The organism is Aureimonas ureilytica (assembly GCF_001475935.1).
GTDB classification, from domain to species: Bacteria; Pseudomonadota; Alphaproteobacteria; order Rhizobiales; family Rhizobiaceae; genus Aureimonas; species Aureimonas ureilytica_A.
In genome coordinates this window covers 24,292-46,213 of the sequence record NZ_LDQA01000041.1, presented here as the reverse complement: position 1 = coordinate 46,213, position 21,922 = coordinate 24,292, and the positions used below count along the sequence as shown (strand labels likewise).

The following is a 21,922-nucleotide window of genomic DNA, read 5'->3' as shown; positions in this document are numbered from 1 at the left end:
TGCGCCACGAGGTCACAATGGCGAAGGTGCGCCGGGGTTCGCCGGCTCGGCCCTCTCTCGCGGCAACGTGAAGCGGCCGTCAGCCCAGCCGCTTCAGCGTTTCCTCGTCCGCTTCGCCGCCGAAGAAGCGCGCCAGCGCCTCCTCGAAGGCTTGCGCCTCATTGCCCTCGGCCGCCTCGCGAAACAGCGTCAGCGAGGAGCGCAGCTTCATGTCGTCGGGCGAGCCGAACAGGGCGCGGGGCGAGGCGACGCCCGACGCCATGGCGGCCGCCACGGCCTCGCGCAGTCGGGGACCGAGCACAGGATGGGCGAGATAGGCGCGCGCTTCGGCCAGCGAGCGGATCGCGTAATGGCGCGCCGTTTCGCTGCGCCCCAGCCCCGCGAGTTGCGGAAAGACGAACCACATCCAATGGCTTTCCTTGCGCCCGCGTCGGAGTTCGGCGAGGGCTCGGGCCTGGGTCGTCTCCTGCGCCGAGAGAAACCGACCGAGATCGAACGGATCGGCTTCAGGGCTCGCGCCGCTCATGTCTTGGCCGAGCCCGGTTCGGCCAGCTTGCGGTTCATCTCCGCCAGCATCGCGGCAGGCGTGACATTGGCGAGCGCGGCCTGAATCTTGTTCGACCAGCCGCTCACCACGTCCCCCTCGCCCTTCTTCAGCGCCTCGTAGCCGGTGCGCGCGACCTTGGCGGGGTCTTCCTTCGGCACATCCCGCGCCATGCTCGTGTCCAGCATGTCGCCGCGCGCGAAGATCTCCGTGTCGGTCGGCCCCGGCATGAGACAGGATACGGTGACGCCCGTGCCCTTCAGCTCGTTGCGCAGCGCGAAGGAGAAGCTGTTCAGGAAGGCTTTCGTGCCGTTGTAGACCGCCATGAAGGCCCCCGGCATGAAGCCGGCAATGGAGCCCGTGATCAGGATATGCCCTTCGCCCCGCGCCCGCATGGTGTTGCCGACGTGATGGATGAGCGCCAGCGTGCCGGTGATGTTGGTGTTCACCATCTCCAGCGCGCGGTCGAGGTTCTGATCCAGAAAGCCCTTGCCGAGCGCCTGGCCCGCATTGGCGAAGAGAGAATGCACCGGGCGCTCTCCAATCGCGGCGACGAGCTGCCCGACGCCTTCCAGGCTGGAGAGATCGGCGGTCACGGCCTTGACCGCGACGCCTGAGCGCCGCAGCTCGGTGGCCACCGTCTCGATCTCGACCTCGTCGGCGGCGATGACGAGATCGAACCCGTCGGCCGCGCAAAGGCGCGCCAGTTCCAGCCCGATGCCGCTGGATGCGCCGGTGACAACGGCGAGCGGACGGCTCTGCGAATCCATGGTCTCGCTCATGGCTTCAGCACCACCTTGATGCAGGAATCCTGCTTGTCGCGGAATGTCTTGTAGAGATCCGGCCCGTCCTCCAGCGTGCCCGTATGGGTGATCACGAAGGACGGATCGATCTCGCCCTTCACGATGCGCTCCATCAAAAGCGGCAGGTAGCGCTGCACGGGCGTCTGCGCCATGCGGAAGGTCAGGCCGCGATTGATGGCCGAGCCCATCGGGATCTTGTCCACGAAACCGCCATAGACGCCGACGATCGAAACCGTGCCGAAATTGCGGGTGCAGTGAATGGCCTGACGCAGAACATGCGGCCGGTCGGTGCCCATGAAGGTCGCCTGTTTCACCCGGTCGATCAACGAGTCGAACGAGGCCATGCCATGCGCTTCGGACCCCACCGCATCGATCGACGCATCCGCGCCGCGCCCGTTGGTGAGGTCCTGGATGCGGTCGTAGATATCCTCGTCCATGAAGTTCAGCGTGATCGCGCCGCTGGCCTGGGCCATCGCCAGACGCTCGGGCACCGTGTCGATCGCGATGACGCGCTCGGCGCCGAGCAGGAACGCGCTCTTGATCGCCATCTGGCCGACCGGGCCGCAACCCCAGACGGCGATCGTGTCGCCCGGCTGGATGTCGCAGAAATCGGCCGCCATGTAGCCGGTCGGGAAAATGTCGGAGAGGAAGAGAACCTGCTCGTCGGTGAGTCCGTCCGGCACCTTGATCGGCCCGACATCGGCATAGGGCACGCGTAGGTATTCCGCCTGCCCGCCGGGATAGCCGCCCAAGAGATGCGAATAGCCGAACAGGCCGGCGGGCGAATGGCCCCAGAGCTTTTCGGCCTTGGCCTTGTCTGGGTTGGAGCGCTCGCAAGCCGAGAAGAAGCCGCGCTTGCAGAAGAAGCACTCGCCGCAGGAAATGGTGAAGGGCACGACCACCCGGTCGCCGACCTTGAGGTTTTTGGTGCCCGAGCCGACCTCGACGACCTCGCCCATCGTCTCGTGGCCGACGATATCGCCCGAATGCATGTCGGGGATCACGCCGTCATAGATATGCAGATCGGAGCCGCAGATGGCGCAGGACGTCACCTTGATGATGACGTCCTGCGCGTCCTCGATCCGGGGATCGGGCACGCTTTCGCAGCGGATGTCGCTCTTTCCGTGCCAGGTCAGCGCTTTCATGGAAATCTCCTCTCAGGCTGCGGGGGAGGGCGCTTGGCGATGTGGCCCGGCTCCTTCGGGGGATCGAAGCGAAGCCGGGCCGCCGTTGCGCTCTCTTCAAGCTTAACCGGAGGTTTCGAAGTCCAGTTCCTGAGAGTTCGTTTGGGTGGCGAACGACACCGAAGGCAGTATCAGCCCTTCGTCTCGCCCAGCGTGTCGGCCATGGTCGCGCCGCGCTGGCCCATGGGGCGGGCGGCGTGGGTGGTGGAATCGATCGCCGTCTGATGCTCCATCTCGGCGTTCAGCTCGGCCCCGATCAGCACCACGATGGTGGAAATCCAGATCCAGGTCATGAAGCCGATGGCCGCGCCGAGCGAGCCATAGGTCTCGTCATAGGAGCCGAAATTCTGGGCGTACCAGGAGAAGAGCAGGGAGAACACGACCCAGAGCGCGGCGGCGAACAGGCTGCCCGGCGCAATCCAGCGCCAGCGCGCGGCCGAGCGGCTGGGGCCGACGCGGTAGATGATCGAAAGCCCGAGCGCGACGAGCACGAGCAGGATCGGCCAGCGCAGAACCAGAAGCACGGTTTCCAGACTGCCGAGATGCAGAAACTCCAGGACGATCGGCAGGACGACGACGCCCGTCAGCGCGACGATAAGCGCGACGATCGTGCCGAGCGTGAAGCCGAGCGTGATGAGGGTCAGCTTGATGAAGCCGCGCTTTTCCTCTTCCTCGTAGACGATGTTCATGGCGTCGAAGAGCGTCTTCATCCCGGCATTGGCGCTCCAGAGCGCGACGCCGAGGCCGAAGATCATGCCAAAGCCCAGCTTGGCGCTTTCCTGCGAGGTGATGCGCTGCAACTGCTCGCCGATGATCTGGAGCGCGCCGCCGGGCAGAACGCCTTGAAGGCCCTGCAACTGATCGCGCACGCTGGCCGGATCGCTGAACAGACCATAGATCGAGATGAAGGCGGTGATGGCGGGAAACAGCGCCAGGAGCACGTAGAAGGTGACGCCGGCGGCGACCAGCATCAGCCGGTCGTTCGAGAATTCCTCATAGGTGCGCCACAGAACGTCCTTCCAGCCCTTGGCCGGAATGGCCGTCGGCTTCCGCGCCGCGCGCCCGTGCGCGCTGTCGCCCATGGCCACCGACGTTTTCCCGCTCTGGCCCGAGGCCGGATCGTCGGACCAGGCGGCGGAGGCGTCCTTGCCGCCCGCCTCGCCGGGCCAGCCGCGCTCGCGCGCCCCACCCGACTTGCCGGCGATGAAGCCCAGGACGGTCAGCGCGCCCGCCGAGGCGAGGCCGAGGATGATGTCCCCCGTCGCCGAATGTTTCCGCTGCGTGTCTCCGCTCATCGCCCTTCGCGCCCCTCGCTGCTCTTCCGCGAGGCCGGCGCAGCTTCGCCGCCCTCAGAAGGGCAAACGCGGCGAAGCGGCTTTGCGATCCTCAGGGGGCGAAGTCGTGGCAAAAGGATGGCGGCTCGCGGGGGCGTCAGTAGCCGATGGCTGCCCCCGCGCCGGCCCGCGCGTCCATGGCGCCGAAGAAGCGGTTGGGGCTTTGCGGATCGCGCTTGGCGAGACTCGGGCCTCCCACGAGGATGCCCGCCGCCTCGCCCCAGACCGGCCAGTTCGGGTCTTCACGCACCACATGGCCCTTGGCGGCGAGAAGCCGGATCGTGTCGGGCGAGAGGGCGCGGGGTTCCATCGTGATTCGGTCGGGCTGCCATTGATGGTGGATGCGCGGCGCGTCCACCGCTTCCTGAATATCCATGCCGTGATCCACCACGTTCATGATGGCTTCCGCGACGATGGTGATGATGCGCGAGCCACCGGGCGAGCCGATCACCATGACGGGCTCGCCCTTCTGCGTGATGATCGTCGGGCTCATGGAAGACAGCGGCGTCTTGCCGGGCGCGATGGCATTGGCCTCGCCCTGCACCAGCCCATAGAGATTGGGCACGCCCGGTTTCTGCGTGAAATCGTCCATCTCGTTGTTCAGGAGAACGCCCGTGCCGGGCGCGACCACGCGCGCGCCAAAGGCGCCGTTGAGCGTGTAGGTCACGGCGACGGCGTTTCCGTCCTTGTCGATGATGGAATAATGCGTCGTCTCGTGGCTTTCCGCTCCGACCGGCTTCATCGAGGCCGAGACACCGGCACGGTTGGGGTCGATGCGGGCGCGAACCTTGTCGGCATAGGCTTGCGAGAGCAGCGTCTCGGTCGGGTTCTTCACGAAGTCCGGGTCGCCCAGCGCCGAATTGCGGTCCACGAAGGCCTGCCGCATGGCCTCCGCCATCAGATGCACCGTCTCGGCCGAGCCATAGCCGGTATAGCTCAGCGGATAGGCTTCCAGAATATTGAGGATTTCGCAGATCACCACGCCGCCGGAGCTGGGCGGCGGCGAGGAAATGATCTCATAGCCGCGATAGTCGCAGCGGACAGGATCGAGTTCACGAACCTTGTAAGCCTCGAAATCGCTCCGCTCCAGAATACCGCCATGCGCTGCGCTGGCCTGCGCGATGGCCTCGGCCGCCGCACCCTTGTAGAACCCGTCCGGTCCGCGTTGGGCGATGGCCTCCAGCGTGCCGGCGAGGTCGCTCTGCACCAGCTTCTCGCCCGCGCCATAAGGCTCCGTGCCGTTCTTCAGGAAGATCGCCGCCGCCGCCGGGTCCTTGGCAAGATCGGCATTTCCCTCCGCGAAGCTCGCGACATCGCCGGGCGACAGCTCGAAGCCGTCGCGCGCGAGGCGGATCGCGGGGGCAAGCAGCGCCGCGCGGTCCTTGGTGCCGAAATGCTCGCGCGCATGTTCGAAGCCGGCGACCGAGCTGGGCACGCCGACCGCGAGATAGCCATCGGTCGAAAGGCCGGGAACCGGATCGCCCTTGGCATCCAGATACATGTCCTTGGTGGCCTTGCCCGGCGCGCGTTCGCGAAAGTCGATGAAGCGCGCGGTGCCGTCCTTCAGGCGCAGCGTCATGAAACCGCCGCCGCCGAGATTGCCGGCGGTCGGATAGACCACGGCGAGCGCATAGCCGACCGCCACCGCCGCATCCACCGCATTGCCGCCCGAGCGCAACACCTCGACGCCGATCTCGGACGCGAGGCGCTGGGCGGTGACGACCATGCCATGCTCGGCGGCGACCGGGGCGGGGGAGGCGGCTCCCGCCGGAAAGACCGGCAGAACCGTCAGGCAAAGAAGCAGGGAAAGGCGGGTCCGACGAAACATGGCGCGTCTCCTGACCGAAAGCCGCGCGAGACCGGGCGGCGTCGGCGGACAGACTGCGTCAGCCCCGCGCGCTTGTCACGCGCGAAGCCGGGGCCCGTCAGCGGATTTCGATGCGCTGGGTTCGATGCAGAAGCGCGGCCCCGTCGCGCTCCACCGCGACATCCAGAACCCAGGTGCCCGGCGTGGGCGGGCGGCGCAGGCCCGCAAGGCCGGAATAAACGGCCTTGTTGCGGTCCAGCGGTTCCGTCAGCGTGTCCAGAACCTTGGTCCCGGCGGGATCGGTCATCTGGAAACGCACGCGGTCTCCGCCATGGAGATTGGCGAACCAGCCCCAGCCGACCGTCATCGTCGCATTCGCGCCCGCCGTCGGTGGCGGGCCGTCACTGGCGAGCGTCTCATAATCCAACACCTCGCCGGCCAGCCCCATGGCGAGAAGCTGCGTCGTCGGCCGCGCAAGAAGCTCCGCCGCCTCCGGGGTAAAGAGCGTGGCGCGTTCCGTATCGTCAGCGAGGCAGCCGCCGCCGACGGCGCGGCCGGAGATGGGATCGATCTTGGCGCCGTTGCGGCGCACCGACAGGTGGACATGCGGAAACTCGGCGAGCCCCGACGAGCCGATCTCGCCGAGTGTTTGGCCGGCCTCGACGCGCTGGCCCGGCTTCACGCGCACGGAGCCCCGCCGCATATGGCAATATTGCGTTTCCAAGCCTTGGCCGTGGTCGATCACGACGCCATTGCCGCATTCGACGGATTGGACGGCGTCCCGCAATTCCTTCGTGTTGGCGAGCCGATCCGGCATCCCGTCGCGCCCGCCCCGCACCGTGCCGCCGAGAGCGGCCACGACCGGCACGCCGCGCTCGATATCGCGCATGGACAGGACGCGAATGTCGATCCCGTCATGCCCGTCATAGGCCGCCGTGCCGCAGAACGGATCGGTGGCGCCGGGGCCGGGGTCCATGTCCGGCAATTGCTGGGCGAAACAGTCCTGCCCGACGGCGCAGGCGACCGGCAGTTGCAGTCGCCTCGTCTCGTCGGCCTCGGCCGGCGGAGCGGAAAGGTTCAGCCCGGTGAGAAGGCCGGCAAACGCGAGGCGGCGAAGCGACATGGCGGGCGATCCTTGCCTAGGAGTTCGCCCGGCTTGTCGCATGGCGCAGGCGCACCCGTCGAGGCGCACCCGCCCGTGTCTTCGATCCATTGCCGGCTCAGACGTGCTCGGACGCCCCGGCCACGCCGGCGGACCGGGTGCGCGCCACATCCGCCCCGTCCAGCCGGTTGAAGAAGAGGTTGAGGAGGACCGAGGCGATGGCGGCGAGCAGGATGCCCGATTCCAGAAGCGGCTGGAGGGCGCGGGGCATGTGGTGGAAGAAACCGGGCGCGACCAGCGGGATCATGCCGAAACCGATCGACAGGGCGACGATGAAGAGATTGCTCCGGTTGGCGCGGAAGTCCACGGCGGAGAGAATGCGAACGCCCGTCGCGGCCACCATGCCGAACATCACGAGCCCCGCCCCGCCGAGCACCGTGACCGGCACGGCCTCCACCAACGCCGCCATTTTCGGGCTGAGGCCAAGACCAAGCAGGATGACGCCGCCTGCCGCCGTGACGAAGCGCGACTTGACGCCCGTGACGCCGACGAGACCCACATTCTGCGAGAAGGACGTATAGGGGAAGGTGTTGAAGATGCCGCCGATCAGCGTGCCGACGCCGTCGGCGCGCAGGCCGCGTGTGATCGCCTTGCGGTCGAGCGTCCGCTCGGTCATCTCGCCGAGCGCCAGAAACATGCCGAGCGACTCGATCATCACCACGATCATGACGAGGCACATGGTCAGGATCGGCACGAGATGAAATTGCGGCCAGCCGAAATGAAAAGGCAGGACGAGGCCGAACCAGGGGGCCGCCGCCACCTTGTCGAAATGCATCGCGCCCAGCATCGTTGCCACCGCCGCGCCCGCCACGATGCCGGCGAGAACCGCGACATTGGCGATGAAGCCGCGCCCCCAGCGCAGGATCGCCAGAATCACGAGGAGCACGAAAGCCGCCATCAACAGGCCTTCCGGCGCGCCATAGGCGGGATTGGCCACCTGCACGCGCTCGCCCGTTTCCAGCATCTTCGGCAGTGTCGGCAGGCCCCCGCCCGCCCAGTTGATGCCGACGCGCATCAGCGAAATGCCGATCACGAGAATGATCGAGCCGGTGACGACAGGGGGAAACAGCGGCAACACGCGCCCGACCACGGGCGCGACGAGAATGCCGAACAGGCCCGCCGCGATGACGGAGCCGTAGATGCCGAGCAGCCCGACCTCCGGCAGCGCGCCCATGGCGAGCATCGGGCCGACCGAGGCGAAGGTCACCCCCATCATCACCGGCAGGCGAATGCCCGTGCCCCAAAGCCCGAGGCTCTGGATCATCGTGGCAATGCCGCAAGCGAAGAGATCGGCCGAGATCAGAAAGGCGACATCCTCGGGCGGCAGTTGCAAGGCGCGCCCGACGATCAGCGGCACGGCCACCGCGCCGGCATACATGACGAGAACATGCTGCACGGCCAGCGGCGCGAGCCGCCCGGCGGGCAGGCGCTCATCGACGGGATGAGGGGAGGAGGGCGGCGGGGTTCGAGCCATGCGAGGGCGCTCCATGCGGTTCACGGCCGGACTAGATCACGACTTTCGCCAGGATTGTGCAAGTTATTTGATCATGAGTATGAAGTGGGCAATGCAGCATAGATAAGCCTGCCGCAGGGTCGGGCTGTCATCGCTCGTTTCGATCGGCTAAGCATCGAAGCCGAAACGAGCGTCATCGGAAAGGGCGGTCATGGTCGCCACGGATATTGCAACGCGGGTGTGGAACCACACGTTCAAGCTCGACCCAATCGTGCGCTCGCTGCTCGACACGGATTTCTACAAGCTTCTGATGCTGCAGATGGTCTGGGGCCTGCACCCCAACACGCAGGTCACCTTCCGCCTCATCAACCGCACCAAGACCGTGCGCATTGCCGACGAGATCGACGAGGCGGAGCTGCGCGCCCAGCTCGACTATGCCCGCTCCGTACGCTTTTCCAAGCGTGAGATGATCTGGCTGGCGGGTAACTCCTTCTATGGCGAGCGGCAGATCTTCCTGCCGGCCTTCCTGGAATGGCTTCGCGATTTCCAGCTCCCGCCCTACGAGCTCGCCAAGCGGGACGGGCAGTACGAGCTGATGTTCCACGGCCCTTGGACCCACACGATGATGTGGGAAATCCCGGCGCTCGCCATCATCAACGAGCTTCGCTCGCGCGCCGCGATGAAGGATTACGGCCGTTTCGAGCTGGATGTTCTCTATGCCCGCGCCAAGGCCAAGATGTGGGAGAAGGTCGAGCGGCTGGACAAGCTGCCGGCCATCCGCATGTCGGATTTCGGAACGCGCCGCCGCCATTCCTTCCTGTGGCAGCGCTGGTGCGTCGAAGCGCTGAAGGAAAAGCTCGGCGATCGGTTCATCGGCTCGTCCAACGTCTTGCTCGCCATGGAGACCGATCTCGAAGCCATCGGCACTAACGCGCACGAGCTGCCCATGGTCTATGCCGCCATGGCCCGCTCCGACGCCGAGCTTCGCGATGCGCCCTACGAGGTGCTGAAGGCGTGGCAGAGCTGGTATGGCGGCAATCTCTTGGTGGTGCTGCCCGACACGTTCGGCACGGCCTCGTTTCTGGAGCGCGCGCCCGGCTGGGTGGCGAACTGGACGGGTTTCCGCCCCGACTCGGCCCCGCCGATCGAAGGCGGCGAAGCGATCATGGCGTGGTGGCGCTCCAAGGGCGTCGATCCGCGCGACAAGCTGCTCGTCTTTTCGGACGGCATGGATGTCGATTCCATCGAGGAAACCTATCGTCATTTCGACGGGCGGGTGCGCATGAGCTTCGGCTGGGGCACCAATCTCACCAACGACTTTCGCGGCGTCGCGCCGGAGGACACGCCAGGCCTCCATCCGATCTCGCTGGTCTGTAAGGTCATGGACGCGGACGGGCGTCCGGCGGTGAAGCTTTCGGACAATCCGGCCAAGGCCACGGGCACGCCCGAATCCATCGAGCGCTATCGCCGCATCTTCGGCACGAAGGCGGAAATTTCGCGCGACGTGCTGGTTTGAGAATAAACGCCCTTTTTTTTGCGGGCAGGATGGGTCAGGAGAAGGGGAATTTCGTTTGCGGCGCGGTTTCGCGCCGCGATGCCGGTTTGGCTTGAGGTCAGCCGCGCCCCGTTTTGCTTGCTGCCGAAGGGCCCCCGATGAACGCCCCCGTCCAGACTCCGCTCGCGTCTGAAACCGCCGCCTTCCCGATCCCGGCCAATGTCTTCGCCGAGACCGTGACCGAGGTGAAGCACTATACCGACCGGCTCTTCAAGTTCCGCATGACCCGGCCCGCGAGCTTCCGCTTCCGCACCGGCGAGTTCGCGATGATCGGCCTGCCCAATGCCGAGAAGCCGGTCTTCCGCGCCTATTCGATCGCCAGCCCCTCCTGGGACGAAGAGCTGGAATTCTTCTCCATCAAGGTGCCGGGCGGCCCGCTGACAGAGCATCTCCAGAAGATCCAGCCGGGCGACACGGTGCTGATGCGCAAGAAGCCGACGGGCACGCTGGTGCTCGACGCGCTCCTGCCGGGCAACCGGCTGTATCTGTTCTCGACGGGCACGGGCATTGCGCCCTTCGCCGGCGTGATCCGCGATCCCGAAACGTACGAGAAGTTCGATCAGGTCATCCTGACGCATACGACGCGCGAACTGGCCGAGCTTCGCTACGGGCAGGAACTGGTCGAGACGATCAAGACCGACGAAATCCTGTCGGAGATCGTGGGCGACAAGCTGCTCTATCACGGCTCCGCCACGCGCGAGGGCGAGCACAAGGGCGAGCGCGTCACCACGCTGCTGGAAACCGGCAAGCTCTTCACCGATCTCGGTGTGCCGCCGATGGACCCGGCGACCGACCGCGCCATGATCTGCGGCTCCATGGAGATGCTGAAGGAAACGGCCGCCCTGTGCGAGCGCTTCGGCCTCGAAGAAGGCGCCAATTCCAAGCCCGGCACCTATGTCGTGGAGCGCTCCTTCGTCGATTGATGGAGAGCGGGGCGTGACGCGGCCGGTGTCGCGCCCTATTCCTTCCCGAATGCGGGGAGGAGTGCAGCATGACCCATTGGATTCCGGTCGCCGATTTCGACGCGGCCTATGACAATTCGGGCGCCGTCCAGCGCTCCGACACGTTCGTGCCCCGCTGGCAGCGCGAAGCCTCCGCCTTCCGCGATGCAATGGAAGGGCGGCGACGCAGCGAGATCGACCTCGCCTATGGCGCGCATGAGCGCCAGAAACTCGACCTGTTCCATCCCGAAGGCTCCGCGCGCGGCCTCGTCGTCTTCGTCCATGGCGGATACTGGAAGGCGCTCGACAAATCCGTCTGGTCGCATCTGGCGCGCGGCGCGGTGGAATCGGGCTTTGCCGTCGCCATGCCGAGCTACCGCCTCGCGCCCGAAGCGCGCCTCACCGAAATCGCGGACGATGTGGCGCAGGCGATCGCCCTGGCGGCAAGCCGCATCGAGGGCGGCATCCGGCTCGTCGGCCATTCGGCGGGCGGGCATCTCGTGGCGCGCATGGTCGCCGCCGGCTCGCCTTTGCCCGGCCCCGTCCTGGCGCGGGTCGATCGCGTCGTGCCGATCAGCGGCCTGCACGATCTCAGGCCGATCCGTCGAACCCGCATGAACGATACGCTGCGCATCGACGCGGCTGAAGCGCTGGCGCAAAGCCCGGCGCTGCTTGAGCCTCTTCATATCTGCCCCATCCATGCCGTGGTCGGCGCGGCGGAACTGCCCGAGCTTCGCCGCCAGACGCATTTTCTGGCCTCCGCATGGTCCGGGCTGGGCGTCCCGGTGGAAGCGGCGGACATTCCCGATCGGCACCATTTCGATGTGATCGAAGACTTGGCTCTGTCGGGCTCGCAGATCACGAGAGTTTTGACCTCAGGCGCTTCTCTCTGATAGCTCAAGCGCTCTGGAGACACCGTGATGCAAGCGATTTTTGTTCAGTTCAAATGTCGGCCCGGTACGGCTTATACCGTGGCCGACGATCTGGTTGAGAGCGTCGAGGAGATTTCGGAAATCTACTCGACCTCGGGCCAATACGATCTTCTCGCCAAATTCTATCTGGAAGCCGGGCGCGACATCGGGCACTTCGTGACCGAGAAGCTGCAGACGGTGGATGGCGTGGTGGATACGTTCACCACCGTCGCGTTCAAGGCGTTCGGCCGTGGCTGATGTGATTCCCGCTCTCTCCGATCTCTGGACCGAGCGCGCCGAGGCCGCCGACCATGCCGACAGGCTGCGCCCCTTGCGCGCCCTGTTCCATCTGCCGGAAGGCATGACCTATCTCGACGGCAACTCGCTCGGCTGCCTGACCTATGGCGCGCGAGCCCGGTTGCGCGATGTCGTCGACCGCGAATGGGGCACGGGGCTGATCGCCTCTTGGAACCAGGCCGGCTGGGTCGACCTGCCCGCGCGCGTCGGCGCGCGCATCGCCCGCCTCGTCGGGGCGGAGGAGGGGGCGCTTGTTGCCTGCGACTCGACCTCGGTCAATCTCTTCAAGGTTCTGGCAAGCGCCCTGGCGCTGCGTCCGGGCCGGCGCGTCATCGTGTCGGAGCGCTCCAACTTCCCGACCGATCTCTATATGGCGGAAGGCCTCGCCAACCTTCTGAACCAAGGGCACGAGCTGCGTCTCGCCGATCATGCCGACGATATTCCGGCCCTTGTCACGGACGAGACCGCCGTCCTCATGCTGACGCAGGTGAACTATCGCACCGGCGCGCTGCACGACATGGCCTCCCTGTCGCGTCTGGCGCACGAGCGCGGCGCGCTGGCGTTGTGGGATCTCGCGCATTCGGCCGGGGCTCTGCCGGTGGATCTCGCAGGCGACGGGGCGGATTTCGCGATCGGCTGCGGCTACAAATATCTGAATGGCGGCCCCGGCGCACCGGCCTTTCTCTATGTCGCGCCATGTCATCAGGCAGCCGCCCGCCAGCCGCTGTCGGGCTGGTTCGGCCATGCCGCGCCCTTCGCTTTCGAAACGGGCTATCAGCCGGCGTCGGGCGTCACGCGCTTCCTGACCGGCACGCCCTCGGTGCTGGCGCTTTCCGCGCTGGACGCCGCGCTGGATGCGTTCGACGGCGTGGATATGGCCGCGTTGCGCGAGAAGTCCGTGGCTCTGACACGCTTCTTCATCGCGGCCGTGGAGGCGCTCTGTGCCGGGCACGGGCTGCAACTCGTCACCCCGCGCGAGCCAGCGCGGCGCGGCAGTCAGGTGTCCTTCACGCATCCGGCGGCCTATGCCCTGTGTCAGGCGCTGATCGAAGAAGGCGTCGTCGGGGACTTCCGCGCGCCCGACATTCTGCGCTTTGGCTTCGCGCCTCTTTACAACAGCTTCGCCGACGCGCTTAACGCAGCGACAACCATCGCCGAACTGCTCGCTTCGAAACGCTACGAGGACGAGCGCTTCCAGCGCCGGAACACCGTGACATGACGCTTTCCAAGCCCTGCCGCCTCGCCATCGCCGTCCGCTCGCCCGAGGAAGCGCGCCGCGCGCTCGAAGCGGGCGCGGATTATGTGCTGGCGCCGGCGCGGCGGGACCGGGTGCCCGGCCAGATCATCGAGCGGCGGGTGGAGGGCCAGCCCGAGCTGTACTTCGCCATGGCCGGCGACGTCACGCTCCCGGCCGACCCTTTGCGCGTCGCCCGGCTGGAAGCGCCGGACGAGTTCGTCGCCGTGATGCGCGGCGGCTATTCGGTGATTCTGCTTGATCCGGACCGGGCGCTCTTGCGCGCCTTCTCGCTGGAAACGCTGGCCGAGTTCCAGCGCGCGTGCCGCGAGGCGGGCATGGAATGCTGGTTCGGCGGCCGCCTGGAGCTTCCCGACATTCCGCGCCTTCTGGTGCTCGGGCCCGAAGCGCTGGTGTTCGAGGAGGCCGATGCCGAAACGCTGGCGCTCGGCCGGCGCATGTTGGACGCCCCGCCCGCCACCTTGGCGCCGGAGCGCGGATCGGCTGCCGAGCGCAGCGCGGTGGAGACGGATCGCATCTTCGTACGCGGTTTCACACTGCCCTTCCGCGTCGGGGCCTATCGCTTCGAGCGCGACCGCACGCAGCGGCTCCGCTTCACCGTCGAGGCGGAAATCCGCCGACCCAGCCGCGTTCCGCGCGAGGTCAGCGAAGTCTATTCCTACGACATCGTGACGGACGCGATCCGCCGTCTGGCCGACCAGGGACATACCGATCTGGTGGAAGCGCTGGCCGAAGACTTGGCCGCCGACCTGTTGCGCGATGCCCGATTGTTGTCGGTCGAGATCCAGGTGGAAAAGCTCGATCTCGGCCCGGAAGCCGTCGGCGTCGCGATCCGTCGCTATCGCGACGAACGCACGATCTGACCTTCCGCGGCCGGGCTGCTCAAGATCTGGCCTTGCCCTAATCGGTGGCCGTGCTCGCTCGGCCAGGCGGAGCCATCATGCCCGCTATGCGTTGGACGGGATGCAGCTATTTGCATTTTATGTGACAGGGAATCACGAAACTTTGCAAGACTGCTAAAACGTGTTCAAGCTGCGCATGAATGAGGCTCTTTTGAGCCACACTCAGAAAATCGAGGGAGAGAGGCGATGACGAAGCCCATGCTGATCGTGAAGTTCGGCGGAAGTTCGATTGCCACGCCCGATCTGCGCAAGTGGGTCCAGTCCATCGAAAAGACCGGACGCCCGCTGGTCATCGTGCCGGGCGGCGGACCTTTCGCCAACACCGTGCGCCAATTTCAGACCCGCATCGGCTATGACGCGGAAGCGGCCTACCGCATGACGCTGCTGGCCATGGAACAGTTCGGCCATGCGCTCGTGGCGCTCGGCGAAAAGCTGGTGCCGGCCCGCACGCTGGAAGCCATCGAATCCGCGCAGGCCCGTGGCCTCGTGCCGGTCTGGATGCCCTCCGACATGATCCTGTCAGGCCGCAACGCCGACGACACCTGGAGCGTCACGTCGGACAGCGTCGCTGCCTGGCTGGCCGCGCAGGTTCCCGGCTCGCCGCTCTGTCTCATCAAGCAGATCGATGTTCCCGCCGGCTCCAGCCTCCAAGCGATTTCGGCGGCCGGCGTGGTGGATGCCTGCTTCGTCGCGCTTCTTCACGGCTCGACTCGGGTCTATGTCGCTGGCCCGTCCGATCTTGCCATGTCTGGCCGCCGCTTCGCCGAGGGCGTTCTGCCCGGTCGCGAAGTCTCGTCCGAACAGCCGCACGGCGCGTTCGCGGAAGCCGCGCAGTAAATCTCGTCTTCCTTTTCCATGCTGATCGATCTCCCACGCGAAGCCGGCGACGTGCCGCTTGTGCGCGCCCAACGCGCCCATGGTGAGGCACGCGCGACGTTCGGCCCCACGGGCCCGCGCGGCGAAACGCGGTTGCGGCATCTGCATCAGGCCGGCGCGCTCAAGCTGCGTTTTCCCCGTGTGGCACAGGCCGAGGCGGTGCTGATCAATACGGCCGGTGGCCTGACGGGCGGCGACGCGCTGCGGCAGAGTTTCGAGGTGGAGCCAGGCGGTGCGCTCCGCGTGACGACACAGGCCTGCGAGCGCATCTATCGCTCCACCGGGGCCGACGCCCGTGTCTCGACGTGCCTGACCGTCGCGCCGAATGCGGCGCTGAGCTACCTTCCGCAGGAAACGATTCTGTTCGACGGCGGCCGGCTCAGCCGCAGTCTCGATGTGGATGCCGCCTCCAGCAGCCGGCTTCTCCTGTGCGAAAGCGTCGTTCTGGGGCGCGAGGCCATGGGCGAGAGCGTGACGACGGGCGCTTTGCGGGATCGCTGGCGTGTGCGCCGCGACGGGCAACTCATCCTGGCCGACGATCTCAAACTCGGCGGTGACATGGCCGAACTCACCGGCCGAAACGCTTCGCTCGGCGCGGCCCGCGCCTTTGCGACCGTGTTCTGGCAGGACGAGCGCGGGGAGGGCGTGCTGCCCGCCTTGCGCGAGGTGCTGGGGCCGGAAGGCGGCGCCAGTCATATCGACGGGTTCGGCATGGCCCGGCTCGTCGCGCCCAGCTATTATGCGCTGCGAAAGCGGCTCGTGCCGGCGCTGGCGCTGCTTTCGCAGGTCGGCCTTCCCCGCGTATGGTCGCTCTGACGAACCGCTCGCCTCCGATTCGGCTGGAACAGAGCGCTCGGGACCATGGATAGGAGATCGCGTCGATGAACCTCACCCCTCGCGAGAAGGACAAGCTTCTGATCGCCATGGCCGCCATCGTGGCGCGCAAGCGTCTGGAGCGAGGCGTGAAGCTCAATCATCCCGAGGCCATCGCACTGATCACGGATTTCGTGGTGGAAGGCGCGCGCGACGGGCGCTCGGTGGCCGATCTCATGGAAGCGGGCGCTCACGTCATCACTCGCGATCAGGTCATGGAGGGCATTGCCGAGATGATCCATGACGTGCAGGTCGAGGCGACCTTTCCCGACGGCACCAAGCTGGTAACGGTGCATGAGCCGATCCGCTAAGCGGTTCGAAGGCGCAGCGTTCGCTGGCTGGATAGGGTCAGATCGGGCGACGCGCCGCAGTTCCTGATGCGTTCATGGTCAGGGCGCTCTTAAAGCCGCCATCTGGCTGCCCGACGCTTGGGGCAGGAAGCGGAACGTGCCGGCGGCGCGGGAATAATAGGCCGGACCGCTGACACCATTCATTGTCACGGTGCGCACGCGGAAGGGCTCCGATACGCCGGCCGGCGAGGCGAAGCCGAGCCCAGCGGTCAAAACCGTCACGATCATGGAAAGGGCTGCGATCCGCTTCATCGGGTTTCGAGGTCCTGTCTCGGGCGCGGCTCTCAGTCCTTCCGCTCCCTTTGTGCTGATCCTAGCGCGGGAGGATTTCTCTTCGGTGACGGCGCTCCCTCGCATTTGAAACACTTCCCCGGATGGTCAATCGTCCGTTTTCGAGGCAAGGGCATCGCCTGCCTTTGACATTGGCGCGGCGCGCTTTCATGCTGTTCTCCAGACCGAAGCATCGCGTTCTTGCGGGGATGGAGCGTCCATGCGAAGGGCGATGCGGCGCGACCAAAACCGGGCGCCTGTCGACCAAATGAGGGACAAGACATGTTGAGACTGATCCTGCTGACCGCCGCCGCGCTGGGCACCGCCACGGCCCCCGCCTTCGCCCATCTGGACCCGGCCGCGCACGGCTCGTTCATGGCGGGCGTCAGCCATCCCTTGTTTGGGGCCGATCACATCCTCGCCATGGTGGCGGTGGGTCTCTGGGCCGCGCTGATCGGCGGCCGCGCTCGATGGCTGGTGCCATCGGCCTTTGTCGGCACCATGCTCGTGGGCTTCGCGCTGGCGCTCTCCGGCGTCTCACTGCCCATGGTCGAACCCGCCATTCTCGCTTCCGTCGTGGCGCTGGGGCTCCTGGTGGCGCTCGCGGTGCGCCTGCCCGTGGCGCTGTCGGCCGTTGTGGTTGGCCTCTTCGCGCTGTTCCACGGCTACGCCCATGGCGGCGAACTGGGCGGCGCGGGTGCTGCGAGCTTCGCCATCGGCTTTGCGCTCTCCACCGCCGTCTTGCATGGCGCGGGTCTTCTTCTCGGCCGCGCGCTGGGTGGCGCGGGTCTCCTGCCGCGTCTTCTGGGCGGCGCCACGGCCCTCGGTGGCCTCGTTCTCATGGTGGGCTGATATGATCCCCGGCGAAATCATCGTAGCGGATGGCGACATCGTTCTGAATGCAGGGCACGAGGCGATCGAGCTTCACGTCGCCAATACGGGCGATCGGCCGATCCAGGTCGGCTCGCACTATCATTTCGCCGAAACCAACGCGGCGCTGCGCTTCGACCGGGAAGCCGCGCGCGGCTACCGGCTCGACATCGCGGCCGGAACGGCCGTGCGCTTCGAGCCTGGCCAGTCGCGCGACGTGCGCCTCGTGCCGCTTTCGGGCGAGCGCCGCGTCTTCGGCTTCAACGGCCGGGTGCAAGGCGCGCTCTGAAGCGGACGACCTCAGCTCCAGAAACAGGAAAGGCGCCGCGAGGCGCCTTTTTCATGATGCCCTATCTCCGCCAGGCGCGGCCGGGACAGAGATGTCAGGCGGCGACCTCGTCGTAAAAGGCGCGTTTGGAGCGGTACATGCGCCGGTCCGCACGGGCCAGCAAACTTTCCATGGTCTCGCCCGGCATCCGCCAGGCCGCGCCGATGGAGAAGTTCAAGGGGGCAACGCCGCCGCTCGCATTCTCCGCTTCGACGCCGCGTGTGAGGGCGTCCAGAAGCTGGCCCCATTGCCCTTTCCCCGCACCCTGCACCAGGACCACGAACTCGTCTCCGCCCATGCGCGCCGAGCGGCAGCAAGGCGGCAGGCTGGTGGACAGAACGCGCCCCATCTTGCGGATGAGATCGTCGCCGGCCTTGTGGCCGAAATGGTCGTTCGCGTCCTTGAGGCCGTTCAGATCGATCACCGCGATGGCGACCGGCTCAGCACATGTTTCCAGCCGCTCCATTTCATCGGTCAGAAAGGTTCGGTTGAAGAGACCGCTCAGCGGATCGTGCGTGCGGGCGAACTCCAGCTGCCGCCGCGCCTGCTCGCGGTCGGACACGTCCTCGACCGAGATCAGATACCGGCCCCAGCCGGTTTCATGGCCGGGAAGAAGACGCCCGTTATAGCTGATGTCGAAGCGCGCGCCCTTCACCGTGTAATTCCTGGTGACCAAGCTCGCGCGCAAGGCCCCGTCCCAAAGCTGGCAGATCACCTCGACGAAGGAGGCGATCTGATCCGGGCCGAAGATGACGCGGATATGGGCGAAGAGGTCCGCCTCGTCGGCGGCATCATAAAGGCGCAGCGTCTCGGCGTTGACGCTCACGATTCGAACGAGGGGAACGAGTTCCTCGACCCGCGCGGCATCCAGTGCCAGAAGGGCACGCAGATCGCGAATGCCGCCCGCGCGCCATTGATCGAGCCGCGCCTTCAGAAGGCTGAGATCCTGAACCCAAAGGGATGTCGGGGCGCAGTTGAAAATCGCCAGAATGTCGTCGGGGCTGAGACCGGGCGCTGGCGCAAGGGGAGGGGCTGCATCCTTCGTCATGATCCCCCTGCTACGTCCCGCTTTCTCGAACCCGTTTCGACATGGAGCGTGGCTCAACGTCCGGTCGGAGGCGAGATGCGCTTTAAGGGGATCATACAATCGAACGTATACCCGTTCGAGTGGATTCGGTGCGCGCATGGATAGAGGGTTGGCGAAAGATGAAGAGGGCGCTGCCCACGGCGGGGCTGACCGGTCGGGTGGCCAGCCCCCGTTCTTCGATCAGTTGCCGTAGCGATCCGGCGTGGCGTTCGGGCCTTGGCGCAGCGCGCTGCGGATCGAGGGCAGATCGACGTTCACCTTGGGGATCGGGATGTTGTAGAGCGCGGCGGGACCAGTTCCGGCCGTGCTCTGGAACGTGCCGCCGCCCAGCGCCGAGCCGGTCGAATTGCCGATCGTGGAGGCCGCGCCGAGATTGCCCGAACGCGCGGCGGCGTCCGCGTTGACGGAGTTGATCGTGGCCGAGCCGGCGGTCGCGCGCTGCTGGGTCGAGGTGCTGCTGGAGCCGACGCCGCCCGACGAGCCAAGCGAGTTGGTGGCCCCGCCGAGGCTGGGCGTCGAGCTGCCGCCGCCGGCACTCGCTCCGGAGCTTCCGCCAATGCCGCCGCCTCCGATGCTCTGGGCATGGGCGGGAAGGGCGAAGGACAGACCGGCCGCAAGGGCGATCAGGGACCAGGAAAAAGAACGCATCGCGTGGCCTCGTTCGAAAGGTCGGGCAAAGCCCGGCGCGAAAAAAAGCGAATCGGACAATCCGATCCTTTGTCGAACAACAGCAAAGCCGCTTTCGCGTTCCCGCTCCAGCGCGGCGGCCCTCGCACTCTCGAGAAATGTCAAGTCTGGTAAACGCTTCCGCTCCTTCGTGACCTATCGGGGAGCCTTGCCGTTGGGCACGATGCGCGCGCGGCGCGGCGGCGAGATGGGCCGTGTCACCCCGCTCTTGTTGATCACCGAGCCGTCCGAGCGCGCGAAATCGCCGGCGCGGCTGGAATCCAGAGCGGGGCGCCCTTCGCCGGCGCGCAGGCGCGTAGAGCTGCCGTCCGCGTCCGGCTGGGGAATGCGCGGTGTCAGATAGGAATTGTCGTAGTCGCGCCCATAGGCGCGTTCCTCCACCGTATCCCCGAAGACGCGGGCGTTCGGGATGGCGAGCGGCGCGCGGGTTTTCGGCGCGCCGCCGATTCGCGCGCCCGACATGGAGGAACCGACCGGCGTGCCCGGCGGGCCGGGGTCGAAAGGCTGCGCGAAAGCTCCTGAAGCGCTCAGAAGCGAGGCGTACAGGGCGAGAACCAGAAGCAGTGCGAGGCGTGGAAAACGTGTCATGCTTCCAGAACGCGCAAATTGGCGAAAAGCTCAAGTTTCCCGCAGCCGGTGGCAGACAATCCGCCGCGATCCGCTTAATCTGCCGCAACGCGAAAGACGCCTCAGGAGTCCCGACCCATGCCCGCATCCATCAGTCGCTCCACCTATGCCGCGATGTACGGGCCGACCGTCGGCGACAAGGTGCGGCTGGCCGATACGGACCTTTTCATCGAGGTGGAGCGCGATCTCACCACCTATGGCGAGGAGGTGAAGTTCGGCGGCGGCAAGGTGATCCGCGACGGCATGGGCCAAAGCCAGGCGAGCCGGGCCGAAGGCGCAGTCGATACCGTCATCACCAATGCGCTGATCGTCGATCACTCCGGCATCTACAAGGCCGATGTGGGGCTTCGCGGCGGGCGGATCCACGCCATCGGCAAGGCCGGCAATCCGGACACGCAGCCCGGCGTCACCATCATCGTCGGCCCGGGCACGGAAGCGATCGCGGGCGAGGGCAAGATCCTGACCGCCGGGGCCATCGACAGCCATATCCATTTCATCTGCCCGCAGCAGATCGAGGACGCCCTGTTCTCGGGCGTGACCTGCATGGTCGGCGGCGGCACGGGGCCGGCGCACGGCACGCTCGCGACCACCTGCACGCCGGGCCCCTGGCATCTGGCGCGCATGATCCAGTCGCTCGATGTCTTCCCCATGAACTTCGCGCTGGCCGGCAAGGGCAATGCCTCGCAGCCGGGTGCGCTGGTCGAGATGATCAAGGCCGGCGCGGCGGCGTTGAAGCTGCACGAGGACTGGGGCACGACCCCGGCCGCGATCGACTGCTGCCTGACGGTGGCCGACGAGCACGACGTGCAGGTGATGATCCACACCGACACGCTCAACGAGTCGGGCTTCGTGGAGGAAACGGTCGGCGCCTTCCGGGGCCGCACGATCCACGCCTTCCACACGGAAGGGGCGGGCGGCGGCCACGCGCCCGACATCATCAAGGTCTGCGGCCTGCCGAACGTCCTGCCGGGCTCCACCAATCCGACCCGGCCTTACACGATCAACACGCTGGAAGAGCATCTGGACATGCTCATGGTGTGCCACCATCTCGACCCGTCCATCCCCGAGGATATCGCCTTCGCGGAATCGCGCATCCGCAAGGAGACCATCGCGGCCGAGGACATTCTCCACGATATCGGCGCCTTCTCGATCATCTCGTCGGACAGCCAGGCCATGGGCCGCGTCGGCGAGGTGATCATTCGCACCTTCCAGACCGCCGACAAGATGAAGAAGCAGCGCGGCCGCCTGTCCGGCGAGACGGGCGACAACGATAACCTGCGCGTGCGCCGCTATATCGCGAAAGTCACGATCAACCCGGCGCTGGCACAGGGCATGGGCCGAGAGATCGGCTCGGTGGAAGTCGGCAAGCGCGCCGATCTCGTGCTCTGGGACACGGCCTTCTTCGGCGTGAAGCCGGCCATGGTGCTGCTCGGCGGCACGATCGTCGCAGCCCCCATGGGCGATCCCAACGCCTCCATCCCGACGCCGCAGCCGGTGCATTATCGCCCGATGTTCGGGGCCTATGGCAAGGCGGTCGGCGCATCCGGCGTCACCTTCGTATCAAGCGCCGCTATGGCGGACGGGCTGCGCGAGAAGCTCGGCTGCGAGAAGACCTTCCTGCCCGTCGAGAACACGCGCGGCGGGCTGACCAAGGCCTCCATGATCCTCAACGATCTGACGCCCCATATCGAGGTCGATCCCGAGACCTACGAGGTGCGCGCCGATGGCGAGCTTCTGACCTGCGAACCCGCCAAGGTGCTGCCCATGGCGCAGCGCTACTTCCTGTTCTAACTCTTGGGGTCCTGC

23 protein-coding genes are annotated in these 21,922 nt (G+C 66.5%); 12 read left to right on the top strand and 11 right to left on the bottom strand.

What is annotated here, in order from left to right:
• Window positions 1–79: 79 nt before the first annotated feature.
• From NS365_RS16310 to NS365_RS16280, 7 genes are all read right to left on the bottom strand, one after another.
• Complete coding sequence (locus NS365_RS16310; RefSeq protein ID WP_058601357.1) at window positions 80–526, bottom strand: DUF1810 domain-containing protein; 447 nt, start codon at window positions 524–526, stop codon at window positions 80–82.
• Window positions 523–1,326 (bottom strand): SDR family NAD(P)-dependent oxidoreductase, encoded by an 804-nt coding sequence (locus tag NS365_RS16305; protein ID WP_244498471.1) that lies wholly within the window; start codon window positions 1,324–1,326, stop codon window positions 523–525. The genes NS365_RS16310 and NS365_RS16305 overlap by 4 nt, the downstream gene beginning before the upstream one ends.
• Entirely contained in the window at window positions 1,323–2,492 is a 1,170-nt protein-coding gene (locus NS365_RS16300) for a zinc-dependent alcohol dehydrogenase (RefSeq protein WP_058601356.1), read from the bottom strand. Before NS365_RS16300 ends, NS365_RS16305 begins: the two co-directional genes overlap by 4 nt.
• 170 nt (window positions 2,493–2,662) lie before the next feature.
• Window positions 2,663–3,826 (bottom strand): YihY/virulence factor BrkB family protein, encoded by a 1,164-nt coding sequence (locus NS365_RS16295; protein ID WP_058601355.1) that lies wholly within the window; start codon window positions 3,824–3,826, stop codon window positions 2,663–2,665.
• Window positions 3,827–3,962: 136 nt separating this feature from the next.
• Window positions 3,963–5,693 carry a gamma-glutamyltransferase gene (gene ggt, locus NS365_RS16290; RefSeq protein ID WP_058601354.1) on the bottom strand — a complete coding sequence of 577 codons (1,731 nt, stop codon included), beginning with the start codon at window positions 5,691–5,693 and terminating at the stop codon, window positions 3,963–3,965.
• 97 nt (window positions 5,694–5,790) lie between these two features.
• Window positions 5,791–6,795, bottom strand: coding sequence for a M23 family metallopeptidase (locus tag NS365_RS16285; protein ID WP_058601353.1), 1,005 nt, complete (start codon window positions 6,793–6,795; stop codon window positions 5,791–5,793).
• Between the two features lie 97 nt (window positions 6,796–6,892).
• Entirely contained in the window at window positions 6,893–8,308 is a 1,416-nt protein-coding gene (locus tag NS365_RS16280) for a nucleobase:cation symporter-2 family protein (protein ID WP_058601389.1), read from the bottom strand.
• 190 nt (window positions 8,309–8,498) lie between these two features.
• Between NS365_RS16280 and pncB the strand changes: the two genes are divergently transcribed.
• The 9 genes from pncB to NS365_RS16235 all read left to right on the top strand — a co-directional run bounded on the left by pncB (window position 8,499) and on the right by NS365_RS16235 (window position 16,208).
• Window positions 8,499–9,803, top strand: coding sequence for a nicotinate phosphoribosyltransferase (gene pncB, locus NS365_RS16275; RefSeq protein ID WP_058601352.1), 1,305 nt, complete (start codon window positions 8,499–8,501; stop codon window positions 9,801–9,803).
• Between the two features lie 137 nt (window positions 9,804–9,940).
• Window positions 9,941–10,765, top strand: coding sequence for a ferredoxin--NADP reductase (locus NS365_RS16270; protein WP_058601351.1), 825 nt, complete (start codon window positions 9,941–9,943; stop codon window positions 10,763–10,765).
• Window positions 10,766–10,833: 68 nt separating this feature from the next.
• The gene (locus NS365_RS16265; protein ID WP_058601350.1) at window positions 10,834–11,676 is read left to right on the top strand and encodes an alpha/beta hydrolase; all 843 of its coding nucleotides are present in this window, start codon (window positions 10,834–10,836) and stop codon (window positions 11,674–11,676) included.
• Window positions 11,677–11,703: 27 nt separating this feature from the next.
• A complete protein-coding gene (locus NS365_RS16260; RefSeq protein WP_058601349.1) occupies window positions 11,704–11,952 on the top strand; it encodes an Lrp/AsnC ligand binding domain-containing protein in 249 nt (82 codons plus the stop codon).
• Window positions 11,945–13,210, top strand: coding sequence for a kynureninase (kynU, locus tag NS365_RS16255; protein ID WP_430515428.1), 1,266 nt, complete (start codon window positions 11,945–11,947; stop codon window positions 13,208–13,210). The genes NS365_RS16260 and kynU overlap by 8 nt, the downstream gene beginning before the upstream one ends.
• Window positions 13,207–14,109: a dihydroneopterin aldolase gene (locus tag NS365_RS16250; protein WP_058601348.1), complete on the top strand. Its 903-nt coding sequence runs from the start codon at window positions 13,207–13,209 to the stop codon at window positions 14,107–14,109. Before kynU ends, NS365_RS16250 begins: the two co-directional genes overlap by 4 nt.
• Before the next feature lie 225 nt (window positions 14,110–14,334).
• On the top strand, window positions 14,335–14,985 hold the full coding sequence (locus NS365_RS16245) for an amino acid kinase (RefSeq protein WP_058601347.1): 651 nt from the start codon (window positions 14,335–14,337) through the stop codon (window positions 14,983–14,985).
• Window positions 14,986–15,003: 18 nt separating this feature from the next.
• Complete coding sequence (locus tag NS365_RS16240) at window positions 15,004–15,840, top strand: urease accessory protein UreD (RefSeq protein WP_058601346.1); 837 nt, start codon at window positions 15,004–15,006, stop codon at window positions 15,838–15,840.
• A gap of 65 nt (window positions 15,841–15,905) precedes the next feature.
• Entirely contained in the window at window positions 15,906–16,208 is a 303-nt protein-coding gene (locus NS365_RS16235) for an urease subunit gamma (RefSeq protein ID WP_019998062.1), read from the top strand.
• Window positions 16,209–16,286: 78 nt separating this feature from the next.
• On the opposite strand, the gene NS365_RS16230 is transcribed toward NS365_RS16235, so the two are convergent.
• Window positions 16,287–16,499, bottom strand: a complete 213-nt coding sequence (locus tag NS365_RS16230; protein WP_058601345.1) for a hypothetical protein — start codon at window positions 16,497–16,499, stop codon at window positions 16,287–16,289.
• Window positions 16,500–16,799: 300 nt separating this feature from the next.
• On the opposite strand from NS365_RS16230, the gene NS365_RS16225 reads away from it, so the two are divergent.
• On the top strand, window positions 16,800–17,369 hold the full coding sequence (locus NS365_RS16225; RefSeq protein ID WP_058601344.1) for a HupE/UreJ family protein: 570 nt from the start codon (window positions 16,800–16,802) through the stop codon (window positions 17,367–17,369).
• 1 nt (window position 17,370) lies between these two features.
• Window positions 17,371–17,676 (top strand): urease subunit beta, encoded by a 306-nt coding sequence (locus tag NS365_RS16220; RefSeq protein WP_058601343.1) that lies wholly within the window; start codon window positions 17,371–17,373, stop codon window positions 17,674–17,676.
• Between the two features lie 94 nt (window positions 17,677–17,770).
• Here the strand turns inward: NS365_RS16220 and NS365_RS16215 are convergent, their stop codons facing one another.
• The 3 genes from NS365_RS16215 to NS365_RS16205 form a co-directional block, all read right to left on the bottom strand.
• Window positions 17,771–18,763 carry a GGDEF domain-containing protein gene (locus tag NS365_RS16215; protein WP_058601342.1) on the bottom strand — a complete coding sequence of 331 codons (993 nt, stop codon included), beginning with the start codon at window positions 18,761–18,763 and terminating at the stop codon, window positions 17,771–17,773.
• 219 nt (window positions 18,764–18,982) lie between these two features.
• Complete coding sequence (locus tag NS365_RS16210; RefSeq protein WP_153003813.1) at window positions 18,983–19,450, bottom strand: hypothetical protein; 468 nt, start codon at window positions 19,448–19,450, stop codon at window positions 18,983–18,985.
• A gap of 174 nt (window positions 19,451–19,624) precedes the next feature.
• Window positions 19,625–20,077 (bottom strand): hypothetical protein, encoded by a 453-nt coding sequence (locus tag NS365_RS16205; RefSeq protein WP_058601340.1) that lies wholly within the window; start codon window positions 20,075–20,077, stop codon window positions 19,625–19,627.
• A gap of 117 nt (window positions 20,078–20,194) precedes the next feature.
• Here NS365_RS16205 and ureC point away from each other — a divergent pair, with 117 nt between their 5' ends.
• Window positions 20,195–21,907 carry an urease subunit alpha gene (gene ureC, locus NS365_RS16200; RefSeq protein WP_058601339.1) on the top strand — a complete coding sequence of 571 codons (1,713 nt, stop codon included), beginning with the start codon at window positions 20,195–20,197 and terminating at the stop codon, window positions 21,905–21,907.
• Window positions 21,908–21,922: the final 15 nt, after the last annotated feature.